Below are 20,499 nucleotides of genomic sequence, written 5' to 3' on the forward strand. Positions count from 1 at the left end.
TCGCGTTCGTCGCCGCCGTCCGACCCCGGAGGTACTCCGATGCCCGTCCGATCCGCCACCCCGCCCGCCACCGACGCCGTCGGCCTGGCGCTGGAAGTCCTTGCGGCCCAAGGCATGAGCCGCCCCGCCGCGCAGACGGCCCTGAAGGCGATGGCCCAGGACAGAGGCCTGACGGTGGCGCGGTGCGCGGCGCTGGTCGTGGCGGCCGTCGACGGGCGGATCGGCTGATGGCCGTCGCGGGTGGGTTCTCGCGCGCGGGCAACGACGACACGGCCTCCGTCGGCGGGGGTGTGCTGCTGGCCGTCGGGCTGGTCGTCGCGTTCTTCACGTGGTGGTCGTGGTGGACGGTCGCGGGGATCGCCCTGACCGCCGGCGGCGTGCTGTGGCTCACGGTGGGCAACCGGCACGAGTAAGCGCGCCGCCACCGGGAAAGTCCCTCCCACACCGATCCACGAGGAGGCTTTCCGTGCCCGACCACGACGAGGACGTCATCGAACTGCTGCAGCGGCAGCACCGCGAAATCCGGGACCTGTTCGCCGCGCTGGAAACCGCCGACGACGACCGGCGGCGCGAGGTGTTCGCCGATCTCGTTCGGCTGCTCGCCGTGCACGAGACGGCGGAAGAGCTGGTGGTGCACCCGGAGATCCGGGACCTCGAGCCCGCGGCCGGGGCGGTCGTCGAAGCGCGGCTCGGCGAGGAGCACCGCGCCAAGGAACTGCTGACCACGCTGCAGAAGATGGGGCCGGACGCCGACGGGTTCGACACGCTGCTCGTCCAGCTGCGCGACGATGTGCTCGCGCACGCCGGCCACGAAGAGCGCGAGGAGTTCCCGCTGCTGCGCGCCCACCGGCCGCCGGAGCGGCTGCGCGCCATGGCCGCGACCGCCCGGCTGGCCGAAGCCGTCGGCCCGACCCGGCCGCACCCGGGCGTCGAGAGCGCGACGGCGAACCTGGTGCTCGGCCCGCCCGCGGCGATCATGGACCGGGCGCGCGACCTCATCCGCGGCGCGCTGGGGCGGTGAGGGCGGTGCCGTCCGAAGAGCCCCAGGACCCCGAGGAGTTCGCGGAGGAAGCCGGGCCCGACCCGACCCCGCAGGAGGTCGAGCAGTACCAGGACCTGGCGAAGAAGAACCCGCCCTGGTCGTCGCCGGACTGAGTGGGTACCCCTTCGCCATGGCAGCAGGCTCGGCCCGCAAACTGCGGCGCTACCAGGAGATGCGTGACTTCGGCCGGACCGCCGAGCCGGCCGGCGGGGCCGCGGGCGGGCCGGCCGGGCACCGGTTCGTGGTGCAGCGGCACCGGGCCCGCCGCCTGCACTACGACTTCCGGCTGGAGCTCGACGGCGTCCTGGTCAGCTGGGCGGTGCCGAAGGGCCCGACGCTGGACCCGAAGGCCCGCCGGCTGGCCGTGCACGTCGAAGATCACCCCATCGAGTACGCCGACTTCGAAGGGGTGATCCCGCACGGCGAATACGGCGGCGGGGACGTCATCGTGTGGGACCGCGGTGAGTGGCGGCCGGTCGACGCCGACCCGGCGAAGGCGATCGAAGACGGCAACCTCCACTTCGACCTCGACGGCGAGAAGCTGGCCGGGCGGTTCGTGCTCGTGCGCACGAACCGCGGGGAGCAGGACCAGTGGTTCCTCCTGCACAAGGAGGACGACCACGCCGAAGCGGGCTGGGACGCCGAAGACCACCCGCGGTCGGTGAAGAGCGGCCGCACCAACGACGAGGTGGCGGCCGCGCCCGGCGCGTTGTGGCACGGCGACCGGCCGGCCGCGCACGCCGAGGAAGCCGTCGGGTTCACCGCCGCCACCGAGGACGAACTGGCGGCCCTCGACGACCTCGCGGCGAAGGGCAAGTGGTCGGTCGGAGGCCGCGAGCTGTCCCTGACCAACCTGGACAAAGTCCTCTTCCCGCCGGCCGGCGACGGCGAGCCGGTGACCAAGCGGGACCTCATCCGCTACTACGTCACCACCGGCCCGGTCATGCTGCCGTACCTGGCGGGCCGGCCGCTGAACACGCACCGCTTCCCGCAGGGCGTCACCGAACCCGGCTTCTGGCAGAAAGAAGTCCCGAAACACGCGCCGGACTGGCTGACGACCTGGCACAACGAGCGCGCGAAGGCGGGGGAGAGCCGGCGGTACGTCGTGGCGGACAGCGTCGCGACGCTGGCGTGGCTCGCGAACCACGGCGCCCTGGAACTGCACGCCTGGACGTCGTGCGCGGCCGACGTCGACCACCCGACGTGGGTGCTGTTCGACATCGACCCGGGCCCGGAGACGTCGTTCGGCGAGGTACTGGACCTGGCGCGGCTGCACCGCACGGCGCTGGAGCACCTCGGCCTGACCGGGCGGCCGAAGGTGACCGGGCAGCGCGGGATCCAGGTGTGGGTGCCGATCGCGCCGCGCTGCACGTTCGAGCAGACCCGGGCGTGGGCGGAAACCGTGTCGAAGACGATCGGGCGGGTCCTGCCGGACCTGGTGAGCTGGGCGTGGTCGAAGGACCGGCGGCGGGGCCGCGCCCGGCTCGACTACACGCAGAACGTGTCGAACAAGACGCTCGTGGCGCCCTACAGCGTGCGCCCGCGGCCGGGGGCGCCGGTGTCGGTGCCGCTGGAGTGGGCCGAGCTGGACGACGACGGCCTCACCCCGGACCGCTGGACGATCCGGGACGTCCCGCGGCGGCTGGCCGAGCGCGGGGACCCGTTCGCGGCGCTGCTCGGGGTCGAGCAGCGGCTGCCGGGCCTCTAGCGCCAGGGCCTCAGGCGTGGACCGTCTCGAGCTTGCGGGGCTGCAGGCGGTCGAGGTCGGGGCGGGACAGGTGCGGCCGGCCGCCCGCGTGCTCGGTCGTCGCCGCGGCCGCCGCCACCGCGAGGCACGCCGCCGTCTCCAGCGGGCGGCGGCGGGTCAGCGCCGCCGTCAGCGTCGCGACCAGCGCGTCGCCCGCGCCGGTCGGGTCGACGACCTCGGTCTCCACGTGCGGCACGAACCACGACTCCGCCGGCCCGGCGAACAGGTTCCCCTGCCCGGCCACCTCCAGCACGACCAGCGACGGCCCGCGTTCCCGCAGGTCCCCGGCCGCGCGGGCCGCGCTCGCGACGTCGTCCACCGGCTGCCCGGTGAGCAGCTCGGCTTCGTGCCCGTCGGCGCGGACGACGTCTGCCAGGGCGAGCAGCTCGTCGGCCCGGTCCCGGGGTGCCCCGTCCAGCACGACCCGCGTGCCCGCGGTGTGCGCGAGCCGCGCGGCCAGCAGCGCCGCCGGGGCCGGCTGCTGCAGCTGGACGATCAGCGAGCTCGCCGCCGAGATCGGCGCGGACGCGGCGAAGACGTCGGTCTCGGTCAGCAGCGTCCCGTCCGGGACGTGCTCGAGGTAGCGGCGGCGGCCCCGGTCGTCGACGACGTCGATCAGCAGCGCCGTCTCGGTGCCCGGCCGGCGGACGACGTGCGACGTGCCGATCCGGTCGGCGCGGGCCTGGGCGCGCAGGGCGTCGCCGGTGCGGTCCCGGCCGACCACACCGACCAGGGACACGGCCACGCCGAGCTGGCTCAGCGCCACGGCTTGGTTGGCGCCCTTGCCGCCGAGCATCTCCTTCCGGTGCTCGACCGGCGCCGAGGAATCGGCGCCGGGCGCGTCCGGGACCTGGACCACCAGGTCGCGGGCGATCTGCCCGACGACCACGACTTCGCTGTACATCACCGGTACCGCCGGTCGGTCATGGCGCCTCCTCGGTTGGCGAAGATCGGCTACCCCGTTCCGCGGGGCGGATAAACCGCACGTTCGGGTCGATCGCCGGGCGTGCCGCCGTTGCCCCGGACGGCGGTACCGGTTGCTCCGTGCCCGGGATGTGGCTCCCGTCGTCTTCGGGTAAATCAAGGAGACGGAGACACGGTGGAAGCGAGGTTCGGGTGACCGAGACGTTGATGAACGCGGCCGACCGGTGGAGACCGCTGACCGAGCTGCTGGAGGCGCTGCTCGAGCGGATCACCGGCGAGCTGCCGGGGTGCCTCGGCGCGGGGCTCACGGTCGGGCGGGGCGATCGCGCGCCGCGGGTGCTGGCGGCCGCGGGCGTCGCCGGCGGGCTGCTGCCCCTCTCGCTGGCGCACGGCGGCCCGGTGGCCGTCGCCGCCGCCACGGGCGACCCGGTGGCCACCGACGACCTCGGTGCCGACGGACGCTGGCCCGGGCTCACCCGTGCGCTCGCCGGCCACCCGGAGCTCGCCGCGGTCCGCGGCGCGGCCGCCCTGCCCGGCCTCTGGCAGGACGCCGGTGCGTTCGTGCTGTCCGCGATCTTCGACCGGCCGCTCGCCCCCGGCGTCCTGAGCGTCCTGCGGCGCTACGAGAAGCTCACCGAGACGACCCTGGTCGTCGCCGAGGCCGCCAGCGCGGGCGACCCGGACCAGACGCTGGACCTGCTGGCCTCGCGCGCCGCCATCGAGCAGGCGAAGGGCGCGGTCATGGCGGTGCGGCGGTGCTCACCGGACGAGGCCTGGCAGACGCTGCGCCGCGCGAGCCAGGAATTCAACGTGAAAGTGCGCGAGCTGGCCGTCGCGCTGGTCGAGCACGTCGGTGGCGGGCACGCGCCCCAGCCCGACGGGGTCCCGGCGATCCGGCCGGGCGCCGCGGCCCGGCACGCGGCCGAGCGGCTCTGGTCGGCGTTCACCGCGAACTAGGCGTTTCCGATCCGGCGGTTTGGGTATCAAGACCCCGACCTTGATCACCCCGGAAGGCCTGCCGAACCCGTGTCCCCCACGTCCCCGGTCCCGACCCGGTCCGCGCCGCTCGCGGTGCGCCGGACGGAGTACCGCCCCGGTCTGCTGATCCTGACCTTCGCCGGCGAGATCGACGCGCTGACCCTGCCGATCCTGGAACGCGAGCTGGCGGCGTGCCCACCGGGGACGACGGTGGTGGACCTCACGCACGTGGCGTTCCTCGGCCTGGCGGGCGCCCGCGCACTGGCGGCGGCCGCTCGGCAGGCCGGCACCGAAGGCGGGCGGTTCGGGGTGGTCGCCACCAGCCGCACCCTGGCGCGGCTGTTCCGGATCACGGGCCTGGCGGCGGTGGTCCCGATGTTCGCGTCGCTGTCGGACGCGCTGCGCGAGCTGCTGGCGGTGCGCGACGCCGCCTGCTGAGCACCGGCGGCGCTCAGCGCGGGACCCAGCGGGTCACCAGCACCCCGGCGTCGGACTCCAGTTCGCCGCCGGCGTGCGCGACGACCGCCTGCGTCAGCAACCGCGCGGTCTCCGGCGGCAGCGCCGCACCCATCAGGCACCCCGCCACCCGCTCCCGCCCGAACCGGGTCCCGGCCCGGTCGGTCGCCGCCGCGAGGCCGGGCGAGTACAGCGCGAGCACGTCGCCGGGGCGCAGCCGCGCCTCCGCTACCCGCGGCGGTTCCGCGAACCCGGTCGCGACCGGGTTCGTCTCCGGGAGCGCGGCCCCACCGCGGACGATCAGCGGGGGCGGGTGCGCCGCGTCGAGCCAGCGCAGCCCACCGGTGACCAGGTCCAGCTCCGCGACCACTCCCGTCACCACCGCGGCGGACCTGGCCTGCTCCCGGCCGACCGCCGCGTACTGCTCCTCCAGCGAAGCCCCGTCGCGCCGGGCCGCGCGGTAGGCCGCCAGCGCGTTCACCACCGCGGAGCTCGCGTCGGCCGTGCGCGTGCCGGCGTCGAACATCGCCAGCCGTGCCAGCCGTTCGGAGAGCGCGTAGTCGAACACGACGCCGCAGAGGTCGTACGCCGGCTGGACGCTCGCGCCGACGACCACGCTCCCGGTCGCACCGGTGAGCGGCGGCAGGCTCTGCCACAGCAGCTCGGCGGGGGACCCGCGGTGCCGCCGCCGGCGCCGGACGTCGAGCCCGTCGCCGTACTGGGTCGTGACCGTCACGAGGTGCCCGAGCAGCGTGCTCAGCCAGTGGCACTGCTCCCGCAGCACGGGGTCGTCCGGGTCGGCGCCGTCGGTGGGGACGATCTCCAGCACGCCGAGCCGCTCGACGCCGTCGAGCAGCACCGTCCACAGGGTGGGGCCGGGCGCGTCCCGCGTCACCGCGGTCCCCGCGCGGCGGAAGACGGCGCCGGCGACGGTGGTGTCGATGTCCAGCTCCGCGGCCGAGTCCGCGCGCACGAGCGTCCGCTGGTCGTAGTCGGCGAGGTAGACCCCGATCCGCAGGTCGAGCGCGCGGCCCGCCGCGGCGACGACGGCGGGCAGCCGTTCGGGCGGCGCGCGGTGGGCGCCTTCGAGGAGGTCGAGCAGCGCCTTCAGCGGCCCGTGCAACGGCTTGCCCTGGCGGACCGAATGGCTGTACGGCGCGCGGGGCGGCCCGGCCAGCTCGTCGAGCCGCTCGTTGACGGCGTGGGCCAGCATGTCGCGGTCGACGCGGGGCAGCGTGGTCAGGCCGTTGAGGTAGGCGTCCAGCTCCAGCAGGTTCTGGCTGCCGCCGAGCGCGAAGTAGCGCATCCACAGCTCTTCCAGGGGCAGGCCGCTGCGGGCGAAGCAGGCGGCGAGCAACCGCCGCTGTTCCTCCTCGGGCAGGAAGCGCACCGGCGGCTCACCTTCCCCGCGGCGCGGACGCGAGCAGCCCGGTGGCGGCCTCGGCCGGGCTGAGGTCGTCCGCGCGGGCCAGGGACAGCAGGCGGTCGAACGCGGCGTCCTCGTCGAGGCCGTCGCGGCCCATGAGGAAACCCTTGGCCATGGTGATCAGGTCCCGGTCGCGCAGGGTGTGCTTGAAGCGTTCGCTGAAGCGGCTCGCCCGCTCGTAGGCGCGGGCGTTGGCGACCAGCGTCGCGGCGCGGTCGGCGAACGACGCCAGCACCCGTTCCTCGGCGGGGCCGAACGCGCCGGCGGTCGTCGCGTAGATCTTGATGGCACCGTGGCAGCCGTCGCCGGCGACGAGCGGCGTGGTGAGCACCGATCGCAGCCCGGACCCGGCGACCGCGGCGCACCACCGCGGCCAGCGCCGCTCGGTGGTGACGTCGTCGACGCGCATCGGCGAGCACTCCGCGAGCGCGGCCATGCAGGGGCCCTCGCCGAGCCGGTACTGCAGGGTGTCGGCGTCGCGCACCAGCGGGCTCGACGCACTCGTCGTGGCGGGGCGGCCTTCGTCGTCGAGGAGCGTCACCCCGGCGCCGGCCGCGCCGGCGATCGTCCGCCCCGCGAGCGAGACGACCAGCTCGAGCACCGAGTCGACGGTCTCGCGCGACAGCAGCAGCCCCGACATGCGCGCGGCGACCGCTGCCAGCTCACCGTCCAGCGGCAACCCGCCGGCCTTCTCCGTCGCCATGGCCGCTGAATACCAAAGCCAGGCCGCGGTCAAACCTGCACATGGCCCGGCGCGAAGTGGGTACCCGGGCGGTTCGGCGCCCAGCGGGAGGAGAGGACATGGAACTGCCGGAGCGGACCGCGACGGCCGCACCGCTGCTCGACGACGTGACCGGGGCGCTCGAGTCCCTCACCGCCGTCCTGCGGCAGGAAGACGACTTCCGGATCCTGCTGCGGCACGTGTGCCTCCAGGTGCGCCAGGCCATCCCGGGCGTCGCCGAAGCCTCCGTCACGCTGGTGCGCGCCGGCGAGCCGCACACGGCGTCCGCCACGGCCGCCGTGGTGGGCGAGCTCGACGCCGACCAGTACCGCCTCGGTGACGGCCCGTGCCTGGAGGCGGTCCGCAGCGGGAAGATCGTCCGCACCTCGGTGACCGAGGCGGTCGAGCGCTGGCCCGCGTTCGCGAGCGGGGCCAGGGAGGCGGGCTTCGGCAGCTTCCTCGCCGCGCCGCTGGTGGCGGACGAGGAGTACACGGGCGCGGTGAACTGCTACGGCAGGCAGGACGACGGCTTCGAGGAGATCGAAGCGCAGCTGCTCGAGCTGTACACGACGGCGGTGGAAGCGGTCTTCCGCGTGTACCACCGGTACGTGGAGGCCAGCGAGACGGCCGAGCACCTGCGGACGGCGCTCACCTCGCGCGCGGTCATCGACCAGGCCAAGGGCATGCTGATGGCGATCCGCCGGATCGACGCGGACGACGCGTTCGCGCTTCTCGTCGAGCAGTCGCAGCGGGAGAACGTGAAACTGCGCGAAATCGCCGAGCAATTCGTCCGGCGGGTCGTTTCCAGCGGTGCTGTTTAACCGATTGACGGTGGACCGGCGTGCGGGCATGATGAACGCACACCACTTCGACAGGAGCAAGTCATGACGCGCATCGGGACGGTCCTGCGGCCGGCGGCCGCCGGGTGTCTTTCGGGCGCGTCGCTTGCCGGTTCGGCGCGCTCCTCGCCGTGACGGGACACCGTCCGGTCCGGGAGCCGCCCTTCGGGAAACCGAATCGGGCGGCTTTTCTTTTGTGTTCTCCTGCTCGCCGAAAAGCACTTTTCCGCCCCTGTAGCCCAACGGAAGAGGCAACGCGCTCAGAACGCGTTCAGTCCAGGTTCGAATCCTGGTGGGGGCACGGGAGACGCGCCGGGGCGCAGGCGATCCTTGCACGGTCGCCGGGGAGGGTTCGACACCCTCGTCTTCCACTCCGGCCCACTTCACGACGGTTCGTGCGACGGCCTGCAAAGCCGTGCGGTCCGGGTTCGACTCCCGGGTGGGTCTCCGCGCGCCGGTGGGTGCGCCGCCGTGGTGGCGGCGCACCCCCGGCTTCGGTGCGTCCTACTTCCGGCGCCCCAGCGCCTTGGCGCGGTCGTGCGCCCAGCCGGCCAGCACGACCCCGGCCGCCGTCACCACCAGGTAGCCGGTCAGCGTCCCGGCGAACCCGGCCCCCAGCCACCCCAGCAGGCCGGTGTTCCCGTGGTCCACCAGCAGCCGGATCGCGCCCTGCACGCCCAGCACGGTCACCACCGCCCCCACGATCTGCAGCACGTCGAACTTCACGATGCCCCCTCCCGTTGTTGATACGACTGCATCATAACCATGGGTGATAGCGTGTGCGGCGTGGCGGGGAGCCGGATCACGGTGCGGGTGGGCGAGCGGCAGCTCACGCTGTCGAACCTCCAGAAGGTCCTCTACCCGCGCCACGGCTTCACCAAGGGTGAGGTGCTCGACTACTACACGCGCATCGCGCCGGTGCTGCTGCCGCACATCCGCGACCGGGCCATGACTTTCGTGCGCTTCCCCGACGGCGTCGCCGGCGGCTCCTTCTTCGAGAAGGACGTCTCACGCCACGCGCCCGACTGGGTGCGCACCGCACGCCTCGCCGTCGGCGGCCGGGGGAGGGATCCCGAGATCGTCGCCTATCCGCTCATCAACGACCTGCCCGAGCTCGTCTGGGCGGCCAACCTCGCCGCGCTCGAACTGCACGTCCACCAGTGGACCGTCGACGACGGCGGCGAGCGGAGCACGCCGGACCGGCTCGTGTTCGACCTCGATCCCGGGCCCGGCGCGACGGTCGTCGACTGCTGCCGCGTCGCCGAGCGGCTGCACGACGTGCTGACCGCCGACGGGCTCACCCCCGTCGCGAAGACCAGTGGTTCCAAGGGGATGCAGCTCTACGCCGGTGTGGTGACGACCGACCCCGGCGAAACGTCGCAGTACGCGAAGGCGCTCGCGGAACGGCTTGCCGCCGAGACGCCGGACCTCGTCGTGGCGCGGATGACGAAGACCCTGCGGCCGGGCAAGGTCTTCATCGACTGGAGCCAGAACAACCCGTTCAAGACGACGGTCGCGCCGTACTCGCTGCGCGGCCGAGACGAGCCGACAGTGTCCACTCCGGTCACGTGGGACGAGGTGCGCGCCTGCCGGCACGTCGCGCACCTGCGCTTCACCGCCGGCGAGGTGCTCGACCGCGTCGACGACCTCGGGGACCTGTTCGCGGATCTCGGCCGGACGCGCGCCGCGATTCCCGCATTCGGCTGAATTTCGGAAATCGCAATTCCCCGGTGCGGCGGCTCCGGTTCCGGACGCGCCGGCTCACCGCGTCGGCGGAATTGCGGAACCGCGGGGCCGACCAGGTGATTTCGACGGTCCTTTGTGGACTGCTGCACGTGCAGACGGCCGTGTCGCTGCACGCCCCGGCGACCGGGAGGATCTTGTTGTGCGGCAGGGTGGACGAAGTGGGTACGGTCTATGCCGTAAGAGTCCACTTGAGCCGCCGGAGCCGGTCATGAAGATCCAGAAACCGCCGCGGCTTTCGCGAGCATTCGGCCGGTCGTCGCCGGGAGCGTTGTGCGAGCCGTTTTCGGTCACCACGACGTTCCCCGGCGACCGGTGCACGCTTCTCGTGGTGGTGGGCGACATCGATTTGGCGACGGTCGCCACTTTTGTCGAATGCGCGGAAATGGCGATCGGCCGCGGCGGCGCGCTCGTCGTGGACCTCGGCGGGACGGTGTTCTGCTCCGGCGCCGGCCTCCGGGCGCTGCAGCGGGTGCAGCACCGCGCGGACGAAGCGGCCGTCCCGGTCGCGTGGGTGGTGAACACCCCGTCGCTGCGGCGGCTGCTGCTGCGGGGGACCGGCTTCGCCGGCTTTTCCTGCTACCGGGATCGGGCCGGCGCGCTGGCGGCGCACGGCTGATCCGCTTCGACCGCCCGGGCAGGGTGCCCGGCGGATCCGGGAAGAAAGGACACGGGTGTCCGTCCTGATCGACACCGATCTCGAGTTCTGGTTCCAGCGCGGCCTGCGCGCCTACCTCGGCGAGGTGGCGGGCGCGCTCGGCTTCGGCTTCGAGTCCTGCACCGTGGACGTCGACGTCCCGGTGTCGGCCTACGTCGCGGTGGACTGGCGGCTGCGCCGCTACCCCGAGCGCGACGTGGCGCTGCTGTGGGACGAGGTGCACGGCTGGGCCGCCGCGGTCGAGGCCGCGTGCGGGGAGGAGCTGATCGTGCTCGCCTACCTCGGCGGGGCCGACATCCTGCCGCCGCCGCGCCTGATCGTGCGGTTCCTGGCCGCGCTGCGCGCCGGGGACCTGGCGCCGGACGGACCCGGATCACCCGTGCTGCGCCGCGCGGGCAGCCACCAGGAGCTGCTGCCGTTGCTGCCGGCCGGGTGACGCGGCGCGGTGCGATCCTCCACACTGGAGCGATGGGGACGGTGCCGGACGCGGTGGTGCCGATGCTGGCCGTCGACGGGACCCTCCCGGACGACGACCGGCACGGCTACGAGTGGAAGTGGGACGGCTTCCGGGGCTGCGCCCGGGTCGCGGGTACCGGCGAAGCGCGGATCACCAGCCGCAGCGGCAGCGACCACACCCACCGCTACCCCGAGCTGCAGGACGTCTTCGCGCCCGCGCTCGGCGGGCACGAGGCGGTGCTCGACGGCGAGGTCGTCGCGCTGAACGCGGCCGGCAGGCCGGAGTTCGAGCTGATGCAGCGCCGCGCGATGCACGAGCCGACGGCGAAGCTGCGCGCCGAGGTCCCGGTCGTCTACTTCGCCTTCGACCTGCTGCGGATCGGGACCGAGTCACTGCTGGACCGGCCGTACGAACAGCGCCGCGAACTCCTGGCCGAGCTGGTCCGGCCCGCCGACGGCCGGCTCGTCGTGCCGCCCTGGTACACCCGCGCCGACATCGCGCCGGACCAGCTGCTGGCGACGGCGGCCGAGCACGGCATCGAAGGTGTCGTCGCGAAGCGGCTCGACGCGCCGTACCTGCCCGGTGCCCGGTCGCCGCTGTGGACCAAGCACGCGCTGACCCAGACGCGCGAAGTGGTCGTCGGCGGCTGGCGGACCGGCGCCGGCCGCCGCGCCGGCACACTCGGCGCGTTGCTGCTGGGCGGCTACGACGACGACGGCACGCTGGTCTACATCGGCGACGTCGGCACCGGCTTCACCGACGACGCGCTCGACCGCCTCCGCGAGGTGCTGGCACCGCTGGCCCGCACGGAAAGCCCGTTCGGCACGGAGGTGCCGCGCGACCGCGCCCGGGGCGCGCACTGGGTCGAGCCGGACCTCGTCGGCGAAGTCGTCCACCGCCGCGTCACCCCGGACCTGCGGCTGCGCCACACGTCGTGGCGCGGCCTGCGCCCGGACCGGACCCCCGGCGAGGTGCGCGTCCCCCGGCCGACGGGAGCGGCATGAGCACACCGGTGCGCTTGGTCGAGATCACCGACGGCAACCGGGACGCGGTGTGCGCCCTGCGCGTGCGGCCCGGGCAGGAGCGGTTCGTCGCGTCGGTGGCGAAGTCGCTCGAGAACGCCGCGACGACGCCCGAAGGCGAGCCCTGGTACCGCGCCGGCTACGCGGGCGGCGAGCCGGTCGCGTTCGTGATGCTCAGCTGGAACGTCCCGCCCGGGCGGCCGGGCATCCTCGGGCCGTACTTCCTGTGGCGGCTGCTCGTCGACAAGCGCTTCCAGGGCCGCGGGATCGGCCGCGCGGTGCTGGACCAGGTCGTCTCGCTGGTGCGGGCCGACGGCGCGACCGAGCTGCTCACGAGCCACCGGCCCGGCGACGACGGGCCGGGTGCGTTCTACCGGAAGTACGGGTTCACGCCGACCGGCGAGATCGACGACGGGGAGATCGTGCTGCGGCTCGGGCTGTGATCGCCGTCACCGCCGGTCACATCGGTGCGGCGGGCGGAGTCGTGGGGGTGACGGACGCCGAACCCCGGCGTCCGCGCTCCCCGAAGGAGTCCCGATGTCCACCGCCCACGTGATCGTCACCCTGTTCGCCGCCGCGTTCGTCGGCTTCTCGGCCGTCTCGGTCTTCGCCCGCGCGAAGTGGGTCGTCGAGCCGATCACCTCCTACGGCGTGCCGCGGGCGTGGTGGAACTGGCTCGGCGCGGCGAAGGCCGCCGGAGCGGCCGGCCTGGTCGCCGGCTTGTTCTGGACGCCGATCGGCGTCGCCGCGGCGGTCGGGCTGGTGCTGTACTTCCTCGGCGCGGTGGTCACCGTGGCCCGCGCGCGGTCGTACGGTCACCTGGCCTTCCCGGTGCTCTACCTGGCCCCGGTCGTCGCGTCGCTGGCGCTGCTGTCCTGACCGGCGAGCCAGGTGAGCGCGCCGGCGGCGTGGTCCAGGACGGAGATGTGCCCGTCGCCGGGGGTCAGCCGCAGTTCGGCGCCGGGGATCCGCTCGGCGAGCCACGTGCTCTGCGTGGCGGGAATCATCCGGTCGTCCTCGCCGTGCAGCAGCAGGACGGGCGCGGTGATGGCGGCGGGGTCGCCGCCCCACGGCGTGACGTAGGCGAGGTCGTCGTCGATCAGCCCGACGGCCCCGAGCGCGGGCTGGACGACGTCGTCGAGCCAGGACCACGACCCGGTGAGGGCCGCGAAGTCGGCCTGGGTGAAGACGTCGGGATCGAACTCGGCGGCGGCTTCGTGCTTTTCCTTGGCCACCCGGCCTTCGGCGGCGGCGCGCAGGGAAGCGGCGCTGGCGGCGGCCATGCCGTCGAACCAGCCCTCGGTTCCGAAGGGCGCGACGGCGGCGAGGCTGGCGACGGCCAGGACGCGATCGGTCAGCAGCGCGGCGGTGGCGAGGGCGTGCGAACTGCCGCCGGAGTGGCCCATGACGGCGAAGCGGCCGACCCCGAGCGCGTCGGCGACGGTGGCCGCGTACCCGGCGGCGTCCCCGACGGTCCGGTCGGGAACGGGCGTCGAGGAGCCGTAGCCGGGCCGGTCGTAGGAGATCCAGCGGACACCGAGGGTTTCCGAGAGCGGCAGCAGCGGCCCGGGCGGCGCGCCGAGGTTGGGCGTGCCGTGGTGCCAGAGGACGGTGACTCGCGCGGGGCCGCCGGTGTCGTAGACGTGCAGGGTGCGGCCGCCGGGCAGGGCGAGGTCGGTTTCGGTGACGATCACCGCGCCAGCTTTCCGGACAGCCAGGCCAGCGACAACGGGTACCGGTAGTCGATCGCGGCGTGGCCCGCCTCGAACAGTTCGAAGTGGATCCGCCCGGCCGGCAGCCCCGCCTCGAGGATCGCCGCCCGGAACGCCTCCGCGCCCACGTCGAGGAAGTACTCGTCGCTCGTGCCCGCGTCGATCCACACCGCCCGCCACGAGCTCACCGCTTCGGCCCGCGAAGGCACCATGCGGACCGGGTCCCAGTCCAGCCAGCGCTGCCACACCTCCGGGCGCAGCACCCCCGTCGCCGGGTCGAACGGCAGCTCCGGCGTTCCGTCCTCGCGAGCCGAGAAGCACGCCGAGACCCCGAGCAGCTGCAGCAGCGTCGGGTCGTCGGGGGAGGTGAACGCCGTGCGGGACCGGAAGTCCGCCCACCACTCGTGGATGTCGCCGCCGTAGTTCCGCAGCGCGCGGACCGCCTTGCCGAAGTCCGGGACGTAGCACAGCTCGTAGAGCGAGTCGCCCGCGTGCGTGGCCAGCGCGCCGAACAGGTCCGGGCGCAGCATCGGCGTGATCATGGCGCCGAAGCCGCCCGAGGACTTGCCCGCGATCGCGCGGGACTCGCGGTCCGGGATCGTCCGGTAGTGCTCGTCCACCCACGGGACGATCTCGTCGCACAGGTACGAGTGGTACCGGCCGGTGCCCGGCGAGTCGACGAACTGCGAGCCGCCGTACGCCGTCCACGCGTCGACGTACACCACGACGCAGCCGGGCGCGCCGTCCGCGAACACCTGGTCGGCCGTTTCCACGAACGGCCGGCGGAACGGCGTCCGGTTGGCCCACATCGACAGGTGCCCGGTGTAGCCCTGGATGACGTACACCGCCGGGTACCGCTCGTCGCCGTCGTCGTAGCCCGGCGGGACGTACACCCACAGCGGCCGCTCGTGCGGGTCGCCGAGCGGGTTGCCGCGCAGCGACGCGGATTCGACGGTGTGCCGGTCGAGCCGGCCGGCGAGGTCGCCGTCCCAGGGCAGCATGCCGCCAGTCAACCACGCCCCAACCGGTTGCGGGGGCTAAGCGATACCTCTTTTCCGCGCGTAGCGTTGAGCCGTTCCGCCCCGACCACCGTGTTATGGGCACGGTGGTGGGTCAGGGAATGCGGGGAAGACCATGAAACATCCGGGGCCGTTGTTCACACTGCTCGCCGGTGTCGTGCTCGCCGGTGGCATCGGGATCGTCAATCTGGCCACCGGGACGGGCGTCGCGCCGGTCGCCGGGGCCGCCAACGCGGCCGCGAGTACCACGGCGGTGCCGCCCGCGGCGTCCGAAGCGCCGAAAACCGAAGCGCCCAGTGCGGAAGCGCCCGCACGGGCGGACTACGCCGGGCGCGTCACCGGCGGCGGCGCGTCCGTCGCGGTGTCGGTGCGCGACGGCCACGCCATCGCCTACCTCTGCGACGGCAAGAAGGTCGAAGCCTGGCTGCAGGGCGTGACCGTCGGCGGGAAGCTCGACCTCAAAGGGGCGAAGAACGCGAGCCTGACGGGCAGCTTCGACGCGGCCGCGGTCACCGGGACCGTGACGGCGTCCGGCAAGACCTGGCAGTTCACCGCGCCCACGGCGAAGAAGCCCGCGGGGCTCTACCGCGCGGCACCGAAGGTCAAGGGCAAGCAGGCGAAGGTCGGCTGGATCGTGCAGCCCGACGGCAGCCAGGTCGGCATCCTCACGACGGAAGCGGACTCGGCCACCGCGCCGGCGCTGAGCTTCGGGACCGGGGCGAGCGCGACCGTCGACGGCGCGCCCGTGACCGCCGAGCCGGTCAGCGGCCTCACCGGGAACGGTGACTTCTGATGACCACGGCGGGCAACCGCGCCGCGGCCGCGCTCCTCGTCCCGCTGGCCGTCGGCGCCGTCGTCTCGGTGGCGCTCGGTGTCTACGGCAGCCTGCACACCCCGACCGGCGTCGCGATCAACGTCGCCGGGTTCTCCAGCCCGCAGTCGGTGAAGGCGTGGCTGGCGACGGTCGTCGTCGTGCTGGCCGTCGTGCAGCTGCTGTCGGCGCTGGCGATGTACGGGAAACTCGGCCGGAGCGCGCCGGCGTGGGTGTCGCCGGTGCACCGCTGGTCGGGCCGGCTGGCGTTCCTGGTGTCGATCCCGGTGGCGCTGCACTGCCTCTACGCGCTCGGGTTCCAGGCGTTCGACACGCGCGTGCTGCTGCATTCCCTGCTGGGCTGCTTCTTCTACGGCGCGTTCGTCGCGAAGATGCTGCTGCTGCGCAAGGACGGCGCGCCCGGCTGGGCGCTGCCGGTGCTCGGCGGGCTCGTGTTCACCGGGCTCGTCGGGCTCTGGCTGAGCGCGTCGCTGTGGTTCTTCACCCGATCCGGCTTGACCTTCTAGGGGGCGAACGTGGGCAACGAGGTGGACCCGGCGGTCACCCGCCGGACGGCGATCGCCGCGGCCGGCGCCGGCCTGGTGGCGGGCTGCAGCACCTACGGCGGGACTTCGGGAACGCCGTCGTCGGCCGCGCGGCAGCCCGCGGCCCCGGGCGGCACCGAACTGGGCGCGGCGGTCGACGTCCCGGTCGGCGGCGGCAAGGTGTTCGCGGACAAGCAGGTGGTGGTGACCCAGCCGGCGGCCGGCACGTTCGCGGCCTTCTCGGCGATCTGCACCCACCAGGGCTGCACGGTCGACACGGTCTCCGGCGGCACCATCAACTGCCCGTGCCACGGCAGCAAGTTCAAGATCGCCGACGGCTCGGTCGCGAACGGCCCGGCGGCGAAGCCCCTCGACAAGAAGGCGGTCACCGTGGCGGACGGCAAGATCACGCTGGCTTAGGTGGCCGCCTTGACGACGGTCCGCCCGTCAATCGTCCACAGTGGACCGGACGTGTCCAGTGCGCCCGGCAGCGCGGTGCCGTCCGCGCAGGCGAACCGGGTGCCCGGATCGTCGGGGACGGCGGCGCACTGCACGCCGCCGGCCAGCGTGAGCAGGAACGGGTCGGGCGTCCCGCCCGGTGCCGGCGGGACCGGCAGGGGACCGGGGTGGGTCAGCAGCACGGCCTTCCCCGCCGGGAGCGGGCAGACGACCCGCGGTCCTGCCGCGGCGAAGCACGGGTCGTAGGTCGCGGCGCCGCTCGTGCAGCGGTAGGCGTCGTGCCGGCCGGACACCGCGGACACCGCACCGCAGTCGCCGGTCGCGCGGGACGTCGTGGCCGCGGTCCGCGGCTGGTACGCGACCGTCTGCGTGAACCGCTGCGCGCGGCTCGTGGTGACCGTGACGGCGAAACCGGGGTGCGCCGCGGCGAGACCGGCGGTCACCGGCCCGACCCCGGGCGCGAGGAACCGGCGCACCACGTCGCCGCCGGCCGGGTGGCACGACGCGAGCGCGGCCCAGGCGGCGGCCTCCGGCCGGTCCGCGGTGACGTTCCCGGCGCCGGCGTCGGCCGCGCAGGCCAGCACCTCGGGAGCGGGCTCGGCGGCGTCGGTCATGCCGAACAGCGCGGCGAGGCGGTGGGTGGCCGCGGCGAGCGTGGTGCCGATCGCCGCGCCGGGCTCGGCCTGGCCGCGGAGGGTGCCGGGCAGCCGGCCGAACGGGACGTCGTAGGTCACCGCGGTGCCCGGCCAGAGCAGGTCGCGCTGCCGCGGCCGGGCGGACAGCTGGCCGGCGGCGACCGTCCGGGCGGCCGGTTCGGGCCAGCCCGGCGGCAGCGCGATCCGGTAGGGCACGGACGCGTTCGACGTCAGGGTGACGCTCGCGCGGCCACCGCCGGCGGTCACGCACGGGGACAGCGGTGCCGCCGGGTCGGGAGCGTCGAAGGCGACGACGAGGCCGTCGGAGCCGGCCGAGCGGCCGGCGCAACCCGGCCGGGGCGCCGGTCCGGGCCGGACTTCGCGGCCGAGCGCGGCGAAGTCGAGCAGCCCGCCCCAGAACGGGCCTTCCCGCGTCAGCTCGGCGACGATGCTGCGGCTCGCGGCGTCGTAGACTGCGGGGACGAGCGTCCGCCCGCCGAGGACGACGGGCCCCGACCCGGCCGGTGGCGCCGACGGCACGGGGATCCGGACCCGCACCGGCCGGACGCCGTCGAAAGCCAGGTCCGCGCCGCCGCCGAACCGGCGCGTCAACGGCGGGACGGCGCCGGGCTCCGGTGCTTCCCGCAGCCAGGCCCGGGTACCGGCGGGCGCGTCGATCGCGATCCCGGCGACAGCGACCGTCCCACCCGGACCGGTGGCGAACCGTTGCTGCACCAGGAATCCCGCGCCGCCCAGCAGCAGTGCGAGCACGGCCGCGGTCAGCGCGAGCCGGGCCGGCCGGTCGTTCGTGGCCATCGGCGCCTCCCAGAACACCTGCTCTCCGCAAGTCACCGGACCCACCGTGGCCGTTAGCCGCCGTGGCCCAACCGTGACCGCCGGGTAATCGGTCGCCGCCCCGCGGCCGGTCTGGCACCATCGGACCGGTGAGCCCGGTCGAGATCGCCTGCGACGAGTCGGGCTCCGAGGGCGAGAACCTCGTCGGCGGCGAAACGGACGTCTTCGCCCACGCGGGCGTCCGGCTGACCCCGGCGGCCGCGCGTGCCTGCGTTGCCGAGATCCGGGCCCGGATCGGCTCGCCCGCCGAGGAGTACAAGGCCAACCACCTGCTGCGCGCCAAGCACCGCCCGGTGCTCGAGTGGCTGCTCGACCCCGGCGGCCCCCTCGCCGGCCACGGGCACGTGCACCTGACCGACAAGACGTTCTTCGCCGTGCGGGCCGCCGTCACGCTGCTGGCCGAGGACGGCACCGACGCGATGGCGCGCACCCTCCACCGCGCCGGGCCGGCCGCGTTCGGGGCCGAGCGCTGGGCGTACTTCCTGGCCGCGTTCACCAGTGTGCTGCGGCTGCGGCCGCGGCGCGGCGTGACAACGTCGCCTGCGGAGTTCTTCGCGCTGGCCGGCGAACTCGCCGCGGTCCCCGGCGAAGCCGGCGAGATCCTGCGCCGCCTCGAAGGCGGCGGCGAACGCGTCGCCGGCTACCGCGTCCGGCTGGCGACCGATCCCGGCCTGGTGCCGGTGCTGGATCCGCTGGTTCCCGCGGTGATCCACACCGTCCGGCACTTCAGCGCCGACGGCACGCCGGTCGCCCTGGTCCACGACGAGCAGCTGGCCCTGACCGGCGAGCGCGTGCTCCGGCTGAAGGCCACGCTCGGGCACCGGCTGGCGGGCGTCCGCTTCGTCGACTCGCGCTCCGACGCCCGCGTGCAGGTCGCCGACTTCCTCGCCGGGGTCGCCCGCCGGATCGCCTCGGACGCGCTCAACGGGCGCGGCGACCCGCGGCTGACCGCGCTGCTGTCGTCCTTTGTGGACAGCGAATCCGTGTGGAACGCGCTCAGCAGTTGACGACCTGCGTCGGCGGTGTGGTGTTGTCGAGCCGTTTGACGTACGCGCCGCCGCTGCGATGCGCGCAAGCCGCGTCCTTCGTCCCGAACGGTCCACTGTAGACGGCGTAGACGTCGGCGCCGTTCACCTGCTGCCGCAGTGAGCCGCACCCCGTGCTCGGCGCGTGCAGGTAGCCCGCGCCCGGGTGGGCGTCGAGGAACCGCTGGACGTCGGCGCGGTAGCGGGCCGGGGTGATGGCCGAGCCGAGGATCACGACGAACGAGCCGTCGCACGCCGGTGTGGTCACGGCGGTGGCCAGGCCGAGGTCCGCGCTGCTCGCGACGCTCGTGGCGACGGACGTCCGGACGCTGACCTGCGTCGTGGTGACCGGCGGGGCGGTCACCGGCGGCGCCGCGGACGACGTCACCGGCGGCGGTGCCGAGCCGGAGGTGGTCGAGGCCCGCGACGACGGCTTGAGGACGGTGAACCAGCCGACGACGGCGACGAGCGCGAGCAGGGCCACCCCGGCGACCAGCCACGGCGCCTTCGAGGGCCGCCTCGGCTCGGGGCCCGGGGTCGTCCGGGTGGCCTGCCGGGTCGGGGGAGCGAGGGCGTGGACCGGGGTGGTGCCGCCGAGCGCGGCCCGGGCGGCGGCCGCCAGTTCCGTCACGCTGCCGAACCGCGCACCGGGGTCCTTCGCCATGCCCCGCGCGATCACGCCGTCGAACGCGGCGGGCAGCCCGGGCCGCAGCGCGCTCGGCAGCGGTGGCGGCTGGTGCAGGTGCGCGCCGATCAGCGACGCGGCCGTCGTGGCCGCGAACGGCTTGCTGCCGGTCAGGCACTGGTGCAGGACGCAGGCGAGCGAGTAGACGTCGACGCGGTGGTCGGCCGGCGCGTCGGTGAAGCGCTCGGGCGCCATGTAGTCGAGCGTGCCGACAGCTCCGCCGGTCGCGGTGATCCCGGTGGCGGGCCCGGCCGCGCGGGCGATGCCGAAGTCGACGAGGTAGGCGAACCCGGTGGCGCCGACCAGCACGTTCGACGGCTTGACGTCCCGGTGCACCAGGCCTTCGGCGTGCGCGGCCGCCAGTGCCTGCGCGACCTGCCCGATGACGTCGACCGCGTCGGCCGGGGCCAGCGCGCCGCCCGCGGCCAGCCTGCTGCCGAGGTCGTCGCCGTCGACCAGGCGCATGTCGAGGTAGAGGCGCCCGTCGATCTCGCCGTAGGCGTGGATCGGGATCACGTGCGGCTCTCGCAGCCGCGCCACCGCGTGCGCCTCGCGCCGGAACCGCTCCTGGAAGTCGCGGTCGGCCGCGAAGTCCGGGGCCAGCAGCTTCAGCGCCACGACGCGGTCGTGGCGGGAGTCGTAGGCGCGCAGGACCTCGCCCATGCCGCCGCGGGCGATCAGCGACTCGACACGGTACGGGCCGAACTGCCAGCTCACGCGCACCCTTTCCGCAAGGCACC

General features: G+C 74.4%; 26 protein-coding genes and 2 tRNA genes. 20 read left to right on the forward strand and 8 right to left on the reverse strand.

The features are described from left to right. Nucleotides 1-39: 39 nt before the first annotated feature. Genes ACWEVP_RS46745 through ligD (ACWEVP_RS46765) form a run of 5 tightly spaced genes read left to right on the forward strand, consistent with a single transcriptional unit; the run spans nt 40 to nt 2,750 of the window. Nucleotides 40-228 carry a hypothetical protein gene (locus ACWEVP_RS46745; protein WP_452069065.1) on the forward strand — a complete coding sequence of 63 codons (189 nt, stop codon included), beginning with the start codon at nt 40-42 and terminating at the stop codon, nt 226-228. After that, nucleotides 228-413 (forward strand): hypothetical protein, encoded by a 186-nt coding sequence (locus tag ACWEVP_RS46750; RefSeq protein ID WP_452069066.1) that lies wholly within the window; start codon nt 228-230, stop codon nt 411-413. The genes ACWEVP_RS46745 and ACWEVP_RS46750 overlap by 1 nt, the downstream gene beginning before the upstream one ends. A 53-nt stretch (nt 414-466) precedes the next feature. Next, nucleotides 467-1,021, forward strand: coding sequence for a hemerythrin domain-containing protein (locus ACWEVP_RS46755; protein ID WP_452069067.1), 555 nt, complete (start codon nt 467-469; stop codon nt 1,019-1,021). 5 nt (nt 1,022-1,026) lie between these two features. Then, nucleotides 1,027-1,155, forward strand: coding sequence for a hypothetical protein (locus ACWEVP_RS46760; RefSeq protein ID WP_452069068.1), 129 nt, complete (start codon nt 1,027-1,029; stop codon nt 1,153-1,155). 17 nt (nt 1,156-1,172) lie between these two features. Next, nucleotides 1,173-2,750 (forward strand): non-homologous end-joining DNA ligase, encoded by a 1,578-nt coding sequence (gene ligD, locus ACWEVP_RS46765; protein WP_452069069.1) that lies wholly within the window; start codon nt 1,173-1,175, stop codon nt 2,748-2,750. A 10-nt stretch (nt 2,751-2,760) separates the two neighbouring features. On the opposite strand, the gene ACWEVP_RS46770 is transcribed toward ligD (ACWEVP_RS46765), so the two are convergent. Then, complete coding sequence (locus ACWEVP_RS46770) at nt 2,761-3,693, reverse strand: PfkB family carbohydrate kinase (RefSeq protein ID WP_452069070.1); 933 nt, start codon at nt 3,691-3,693, stop codon at nt 2,761-2,763. A gap of 212 nt (nt 3,694-3,905) precedes the next feature. On the opposite strand from ACWEVP_RS46770, the gene ACWEVP_RS46775 reads away from it, so the two are divergent. Next, entirely contained in the window at nt 3,906-4,670 is a 765-nt protein-coding gene (locus tag ACWEVP_RS46775) for an ANTAR domain-containing protein (protein ID WP_452069071.1), read from the forward strand. Nucleotides 4,671-4,739: 69 nt separating this feature from the next. After that, the gene (locus tag ACWEVP_RS46780) at nt 4,740-5,129 is read left to right on the forward strand and encodes an anti-sigma factor antagonist (RefSeq protein WP_452069072.1); all 390 of its coding nucleotides are present in this window, start codon (nt 4,740-4,742) and stop codon (nt 5,127-5,129) included. 13 nt (nt 5,130-5,142) lie between these two features. Here the strand turns inward: ACWEVP_RS46780 and ACWEVP_RS46785 are convergent, their stop codons facing one another. After that, entirely contained in the window at nt 5,143-6,537 is a 1,395-nt protein-coding gene (locus ACWEVP_RS46785) for a SpoIIE family protein phosphatase (RefSeq protein WP_452069073.1), read from the reverse strand. 7 nt (nt 6,538-6,544) lie between these two features. After that, nucleotides 6,545-7,276, reverse strand: coding sequence for a GAF domain-containing protein (locus ACWEVP_RS46790; RefSeq protein WP_452069074.1), 732 nt, complete (start codon nt 7,274-7,276; stop codon nt 6,545-6,547). Nucleotides 7,277-7,374: 98 nt separating this feature from the next. On the opposite strand from ACWEVP_RS46790, the gene ACWEVP_RS46795 reads away from it, so the two are divergent. The 3 genes from ACWEVP_RS46795 (at nt 7,375) to ACWEVP_RS46805 (ending at nt 8,580) form a co-directional block, all read left to right on the forward strand. Beyond that, entirely contained in the window at nt 7,375-8,115 is a 741-nt protein-coding gene (locus ACWEVP_RS46795) for an ANTAR domain-containing protein (RefSeq protein ID WP_452069075.1), read from the forward strand. A gap of 246 nt (nt 8,116-8,361) precedes the next feature. Further along, nucleotides 8,362-8,434, forward strand: a tRNA-Leu gene (locus ACWEVP_RS46800). A 74-nt stretch (nt 8,435-8,508) separates the two neighbouring features. Continuing rightward, nucleotides 8,509-8,580: transfer RNA gene (locus ACWEVP_RS46805), tRNA-Cys, on the forward strand. A gap of 57 nt (nt 8,581-8,637) precedes the next feature. Here the strand turns inward: ACWEVP_RS46805 and ACWEVP_RS46810 are convergent. Then, complete coding sequence (locus tag ACWEVP_RS46810) at nt 8,638-8,859, reverse strand: hypothetical protein (protein ID WP_452069076.1); 222 nt, start codon at nt 8,857-8,859, stop codon at nt 8,638-8,640. 60 nt (nt 8,860-8,919) lie between these two features. Between ACWEVP_RS46810 and ligD (ACWEVP_RS46815) the strand changes: the two genes are divergently transcribed. The 6 genes from ligD (ACWEVP_RS46815) (at nt 8,920) to ACWEVP_RS46840 (ending at nt 12,892) form a co-directional block, all read left to right on the forward strand. Further along, nucleotides 8,920-9,840, forward strand: a complete 921-nt coding sequence (ligD, locus tag ACWEVP_RS46815; protein ID WP_452069077.1) for a non-homologous end-joining DNA ligase — start codon at nt 8,920-8,922, stop codon at nt 9,838-9,840. Nucleotides 9,841-10,087: 247 nt separating this feature from the next. Then, nucleotides 10,088-10,495, forward strand: coding sequence for an STAS domain-containing protein (locus ACWEVP_RS46820; RefSeq protein ID WP_452069078.1), 408 nt, complete (start codon nt 10,088-10,090; stop codon nt 10,493-10,495). A 55-nt stretch (nt 10,496-10,550) separates the two neighbouring features. Next, a complete protein-coding gene (locus tag ACWEVP_RS46825) occupies nt 10,551-10,970 on the forward strand; it encodes a DUF6292 family protein (protein ID WP_452069079.1) in 420 nt (139 codons plus the stop codon). A 32-nt stretch (nt 10,971-11,002) separates the two neighbouring features. Then, a complete protein-coding gene (gene ligD / locus ACWEVP_RS46830) occupies nt 11,003-11,995 on the forward strand; it encodes a non-homologous end-joining DNA ligase (protein ID WP_452069080.1) in 993 nt (330 codons plus the stop codon). After that, nucleotides 11,992-12,456, forward strand: coding sequence for a GNAT family N-acetyltransferase (locus ACWEVP_RS46835; RefSeq protein WP_452069081.1), 465 nt, complete (start codon nt 11,992-11,994; stop codon nt 12,454-12,456). Before ligD (ACWEVP_RS46830) ends, ACWEVP_RS46835 begins: the two co-directional genes overlap by 4 nt. Before the next feature lie 94 nt (nt 12,457-12,550). After that, nucleotides 12,551-12,892 (forward strand): DoxX family protein, encoded by a 342-nt coding sequence (locus ACWEVP_RS46840; protein WP_452069082.1) that lies wholly within the window; start codon nt 12,551-12,553, stop codon nt 12,890-12,892. On the opposite strand, the gene ACWEVP_RS46845 is transcribed toward ACWEVP_RS46840, so the two are convergent. Both ACWEVP_RS46845 and ACWEVP_RS46850 read right to left on the reverse strand, forming a co-directional pair. Further along, complete coding sequence (locus tag ACWEVP_RS46845; protein ID WP_452069129.1) at nt 12,850-13,704, reverse strand: alpha/beta fold hydrolase; 855 nt, start codon at nt 13,702-13,704, stop codon at nt 12,850-12,852. The genes ACWEVP_RS46840 and ACWEVP_RS46845 overlap by 43 nt on opposite strands. Next, nucleotides 13,704-14,726: an alpha/beta hydrolase gene (locus ACWEVP_RS46850; protein WP_452069083.1), complete on the reverse strand. Its 1,023-nt coding sequence runs from the start codon at nt 14,724-14,726 to the stop codon at nt 13,704-13,706. The genes ACWEVP_RS46845 and ACWEVP_RS46850 overlap by 1 nt, the downstream gene beginning before the upstream one ends. Before the next feature lie 133 nt (nt 14,727-14,859). Here ACWEVP_RS46850 and ACWEVP_RS46855 point away from each other — a divergent pair, with 133 nt between their 5' ends. The 3 genes from ACWEVP_RS46855 to ACWEVP_RS46865 are packed head-to-tail and all read left to right on the forward strand — an operon-like array spanning nt 14,860 to nt 16,520. Then, complete coding sequence (locus ACWEVP_RS46855; RefSeq protein ID WP_452069084.1) at nt 14,860-15,537, forward strand: hypothetical protein; 678 nt, start codon at nt 14,860-14,862, stop codon at nt 15,535-15,537. After that, nucleotides 15,537-16,082 (forward strand): DUF6529 family protein, encoded by a 546-nt coding sequence (locus tag ACWEVP_RS46860; protein WP_452069085.1) that lies wholly within the window; start codon nt 15,537-15,539, stop codon nt 16,080-16,082. Before ACWEVP_RS46855 ends, ACWEVP_RS46860 begins: the two co-directional genes overlap by 1 nt. A 9-nt stretch (nt 16,083-16,091) precedes the next feature. Further along, nucleotides 16,092-16,520 (forward strand): Rieske (2Fe-2S) protein, encoded by a 429-nt coding sequence (locus ACWEVP_RS46865; protein WP_452069086.1) that lies wholly within the window; start codon nt 16,092-16,094, stop codon nt 16,518-16,520. On the opposite strand, the gene ACWEVP_RS46870 is transcribed toward ACWEVP_RS46865, so the two are convergent. Continuing rightward, complete coding sequence (locus ACWEVP_RS46870) at nt 16,517-18,010, reverse strand: hypothetical protein (RefSeq protein ID WP_452069087.1); 1,494 nt, start codon at nt 18,008-18,010, stop codon at nt 16,517-16,519. The genes ACWEVP_RS46865 and ACWEVP_RS46870 overlap by 4 nt on opposite strands. A 128-nt stretch (nt 18,011-18,138) precedes the next feature. On the opposite strand from ACWEVP_RS46870, the gene ACWEVP_RS46875 reads away from it, so the two are divergent. After that, nucleotides 18,139-19,056, forward strand: a complete 918-nt coding sequence (locus ACWEVP_RS46875) for a DUF3800 domain-containing protein (protein ID WP_452069088.1) — start codon at nt 18,139-18,141, stop codon at nt 19,054-19,056. Here ACWEVP_RS46875 and ACWEVP_RS46880 read toward each other — a convergent pair. Further along, nucleotides 19,046-20,476, reverse strand: a complete 1,431-nt coding sequence (locus ACWEVP_RS46880; RefSeq protein ID WP_452069089.1) for a protein kinase domain-containing protein — start codon at nt 20,474-20,476, stop codon at nt 19,046-19,048. The two genes, ACWEVP_RS46875 and ACWEVP_RS46880, sit on opposite strands and share 11 nt — an antisense overlap. Nucleotides 20,477-20,499 lie beyond the last annotated feature (23 nt).

It is taken from the genome of Amycolatopsis sp. NPDC003865 (assembly GCF_053605345.1).

What these genes read in the sequence shown, in the direction of transcription:
- ACWEVP_RS46850 (WP_452069083.1), bottom strand. Translation starts at nt 14,726, where the DNA reads ATGCTGCCCTGGGACGGCGACCTCGCCGGCCGGCTCGACCGGCACACC.
- ACWEVP_RS46750 (WP_452069066.1), top strand. Translation starts at nt 228, where the DNA reads ATGGCCGTCGCGGGTGGGTTCTCGCGCGCGGGCAACGACGACACGGCC.
- ACWEVP_RS46870 (WP_452069087.1), bottom strand. Translation starts at nt 18,010, where the DNA reads ATGGCCACGAACGACCGGCCGGCCCGGCTCGCGCTGACCGCGGCCGTG.
- ACWEVP_RS46795 (WP_452069075.1), top strand. Translation starts at nt 7,375, where the DNA reads ATGGAACTGCCGGAGCGGACCGCGACGGCCGCACCGCTGCTCGACGAC.
- ACWEVP_RS46855 (WP_452069084.1), top strand. Translation starts at nt 14,860, where the DNA reads ATGAAACATCCGGGGCCGTTGTTCACACTGCTCGCCGGTGTCGTGCTC.
- ACWEVP_RS46770 (WP_452069070.1), bottom strand. Translation starts at nt 3,693, where the DNA reads ATGTACAGCGAAGTCGTGGTCGTCGGGCAGATCGCCCGCGACCTGGTG.
- ligD (WP_452069080.1), top strand. Translation starts at nt 11,003, where the DNA reads ATGGGGACGGTGCCGGACGCGGTGGTGCCGATGCTGGCCGTCGACGGG.
- ACWEVP_RS46860 (WP_452069085.1), top strand. Translation starts at nt 15,537, where the DNA reads ATGACCACGGCGGGCAACCGCGCCGCGGCCGCGCTCCTCGTCCCGCTG.
- ACWEVP_RS46745 (WP_452069065.1), top strand. Translation starts at nt 40, where the DNA reads ATGCCCGTCCGATCCGCCACCCCGCCCGCCACCGACGCCGTCGGCCTG.
- ACWEVP_RS46835 (WP_452069081.1), top strand. Translation starts at nt 11,992, where the DNA reads ATGAGCACACCGGTGCGCTTGGTCGAGATCACCGACGGCAACCGGGAC.
- ACWEVP_RS46790 (WP_452069074.1), bottom strand. Translation starts at nt 7,276, where the DNA reads ATGGCGACGGAGAAGGCCGGCGGGTTGCCGCTGGACGGTGAGCTGGCA.
- ACWEVP_RS46840 (WP_452069082.1), top strand. Translation starts at nt 12,551, where the DNA reads ATGTCCACCGCCCACGTGATCGTCACCCTGTTCGCCGCCGCGTTCGTC.
- ACWEVP_RS46820 (WP_452069078.1), top strand. Translation starts at nt 10,088, where the DNA reads ATGAAGATCCAGAAACCGCCGCGGCTTTCGCGAGCATTCGGCCGGTCG.
- ligD (WP_452069069.1), top strand. Translation starts at nt 1,173, where the DNA reads ATGGCAGCAGGCTCGGCCCGCAAACTGCGGCGCTACCAGGAGATGCGT.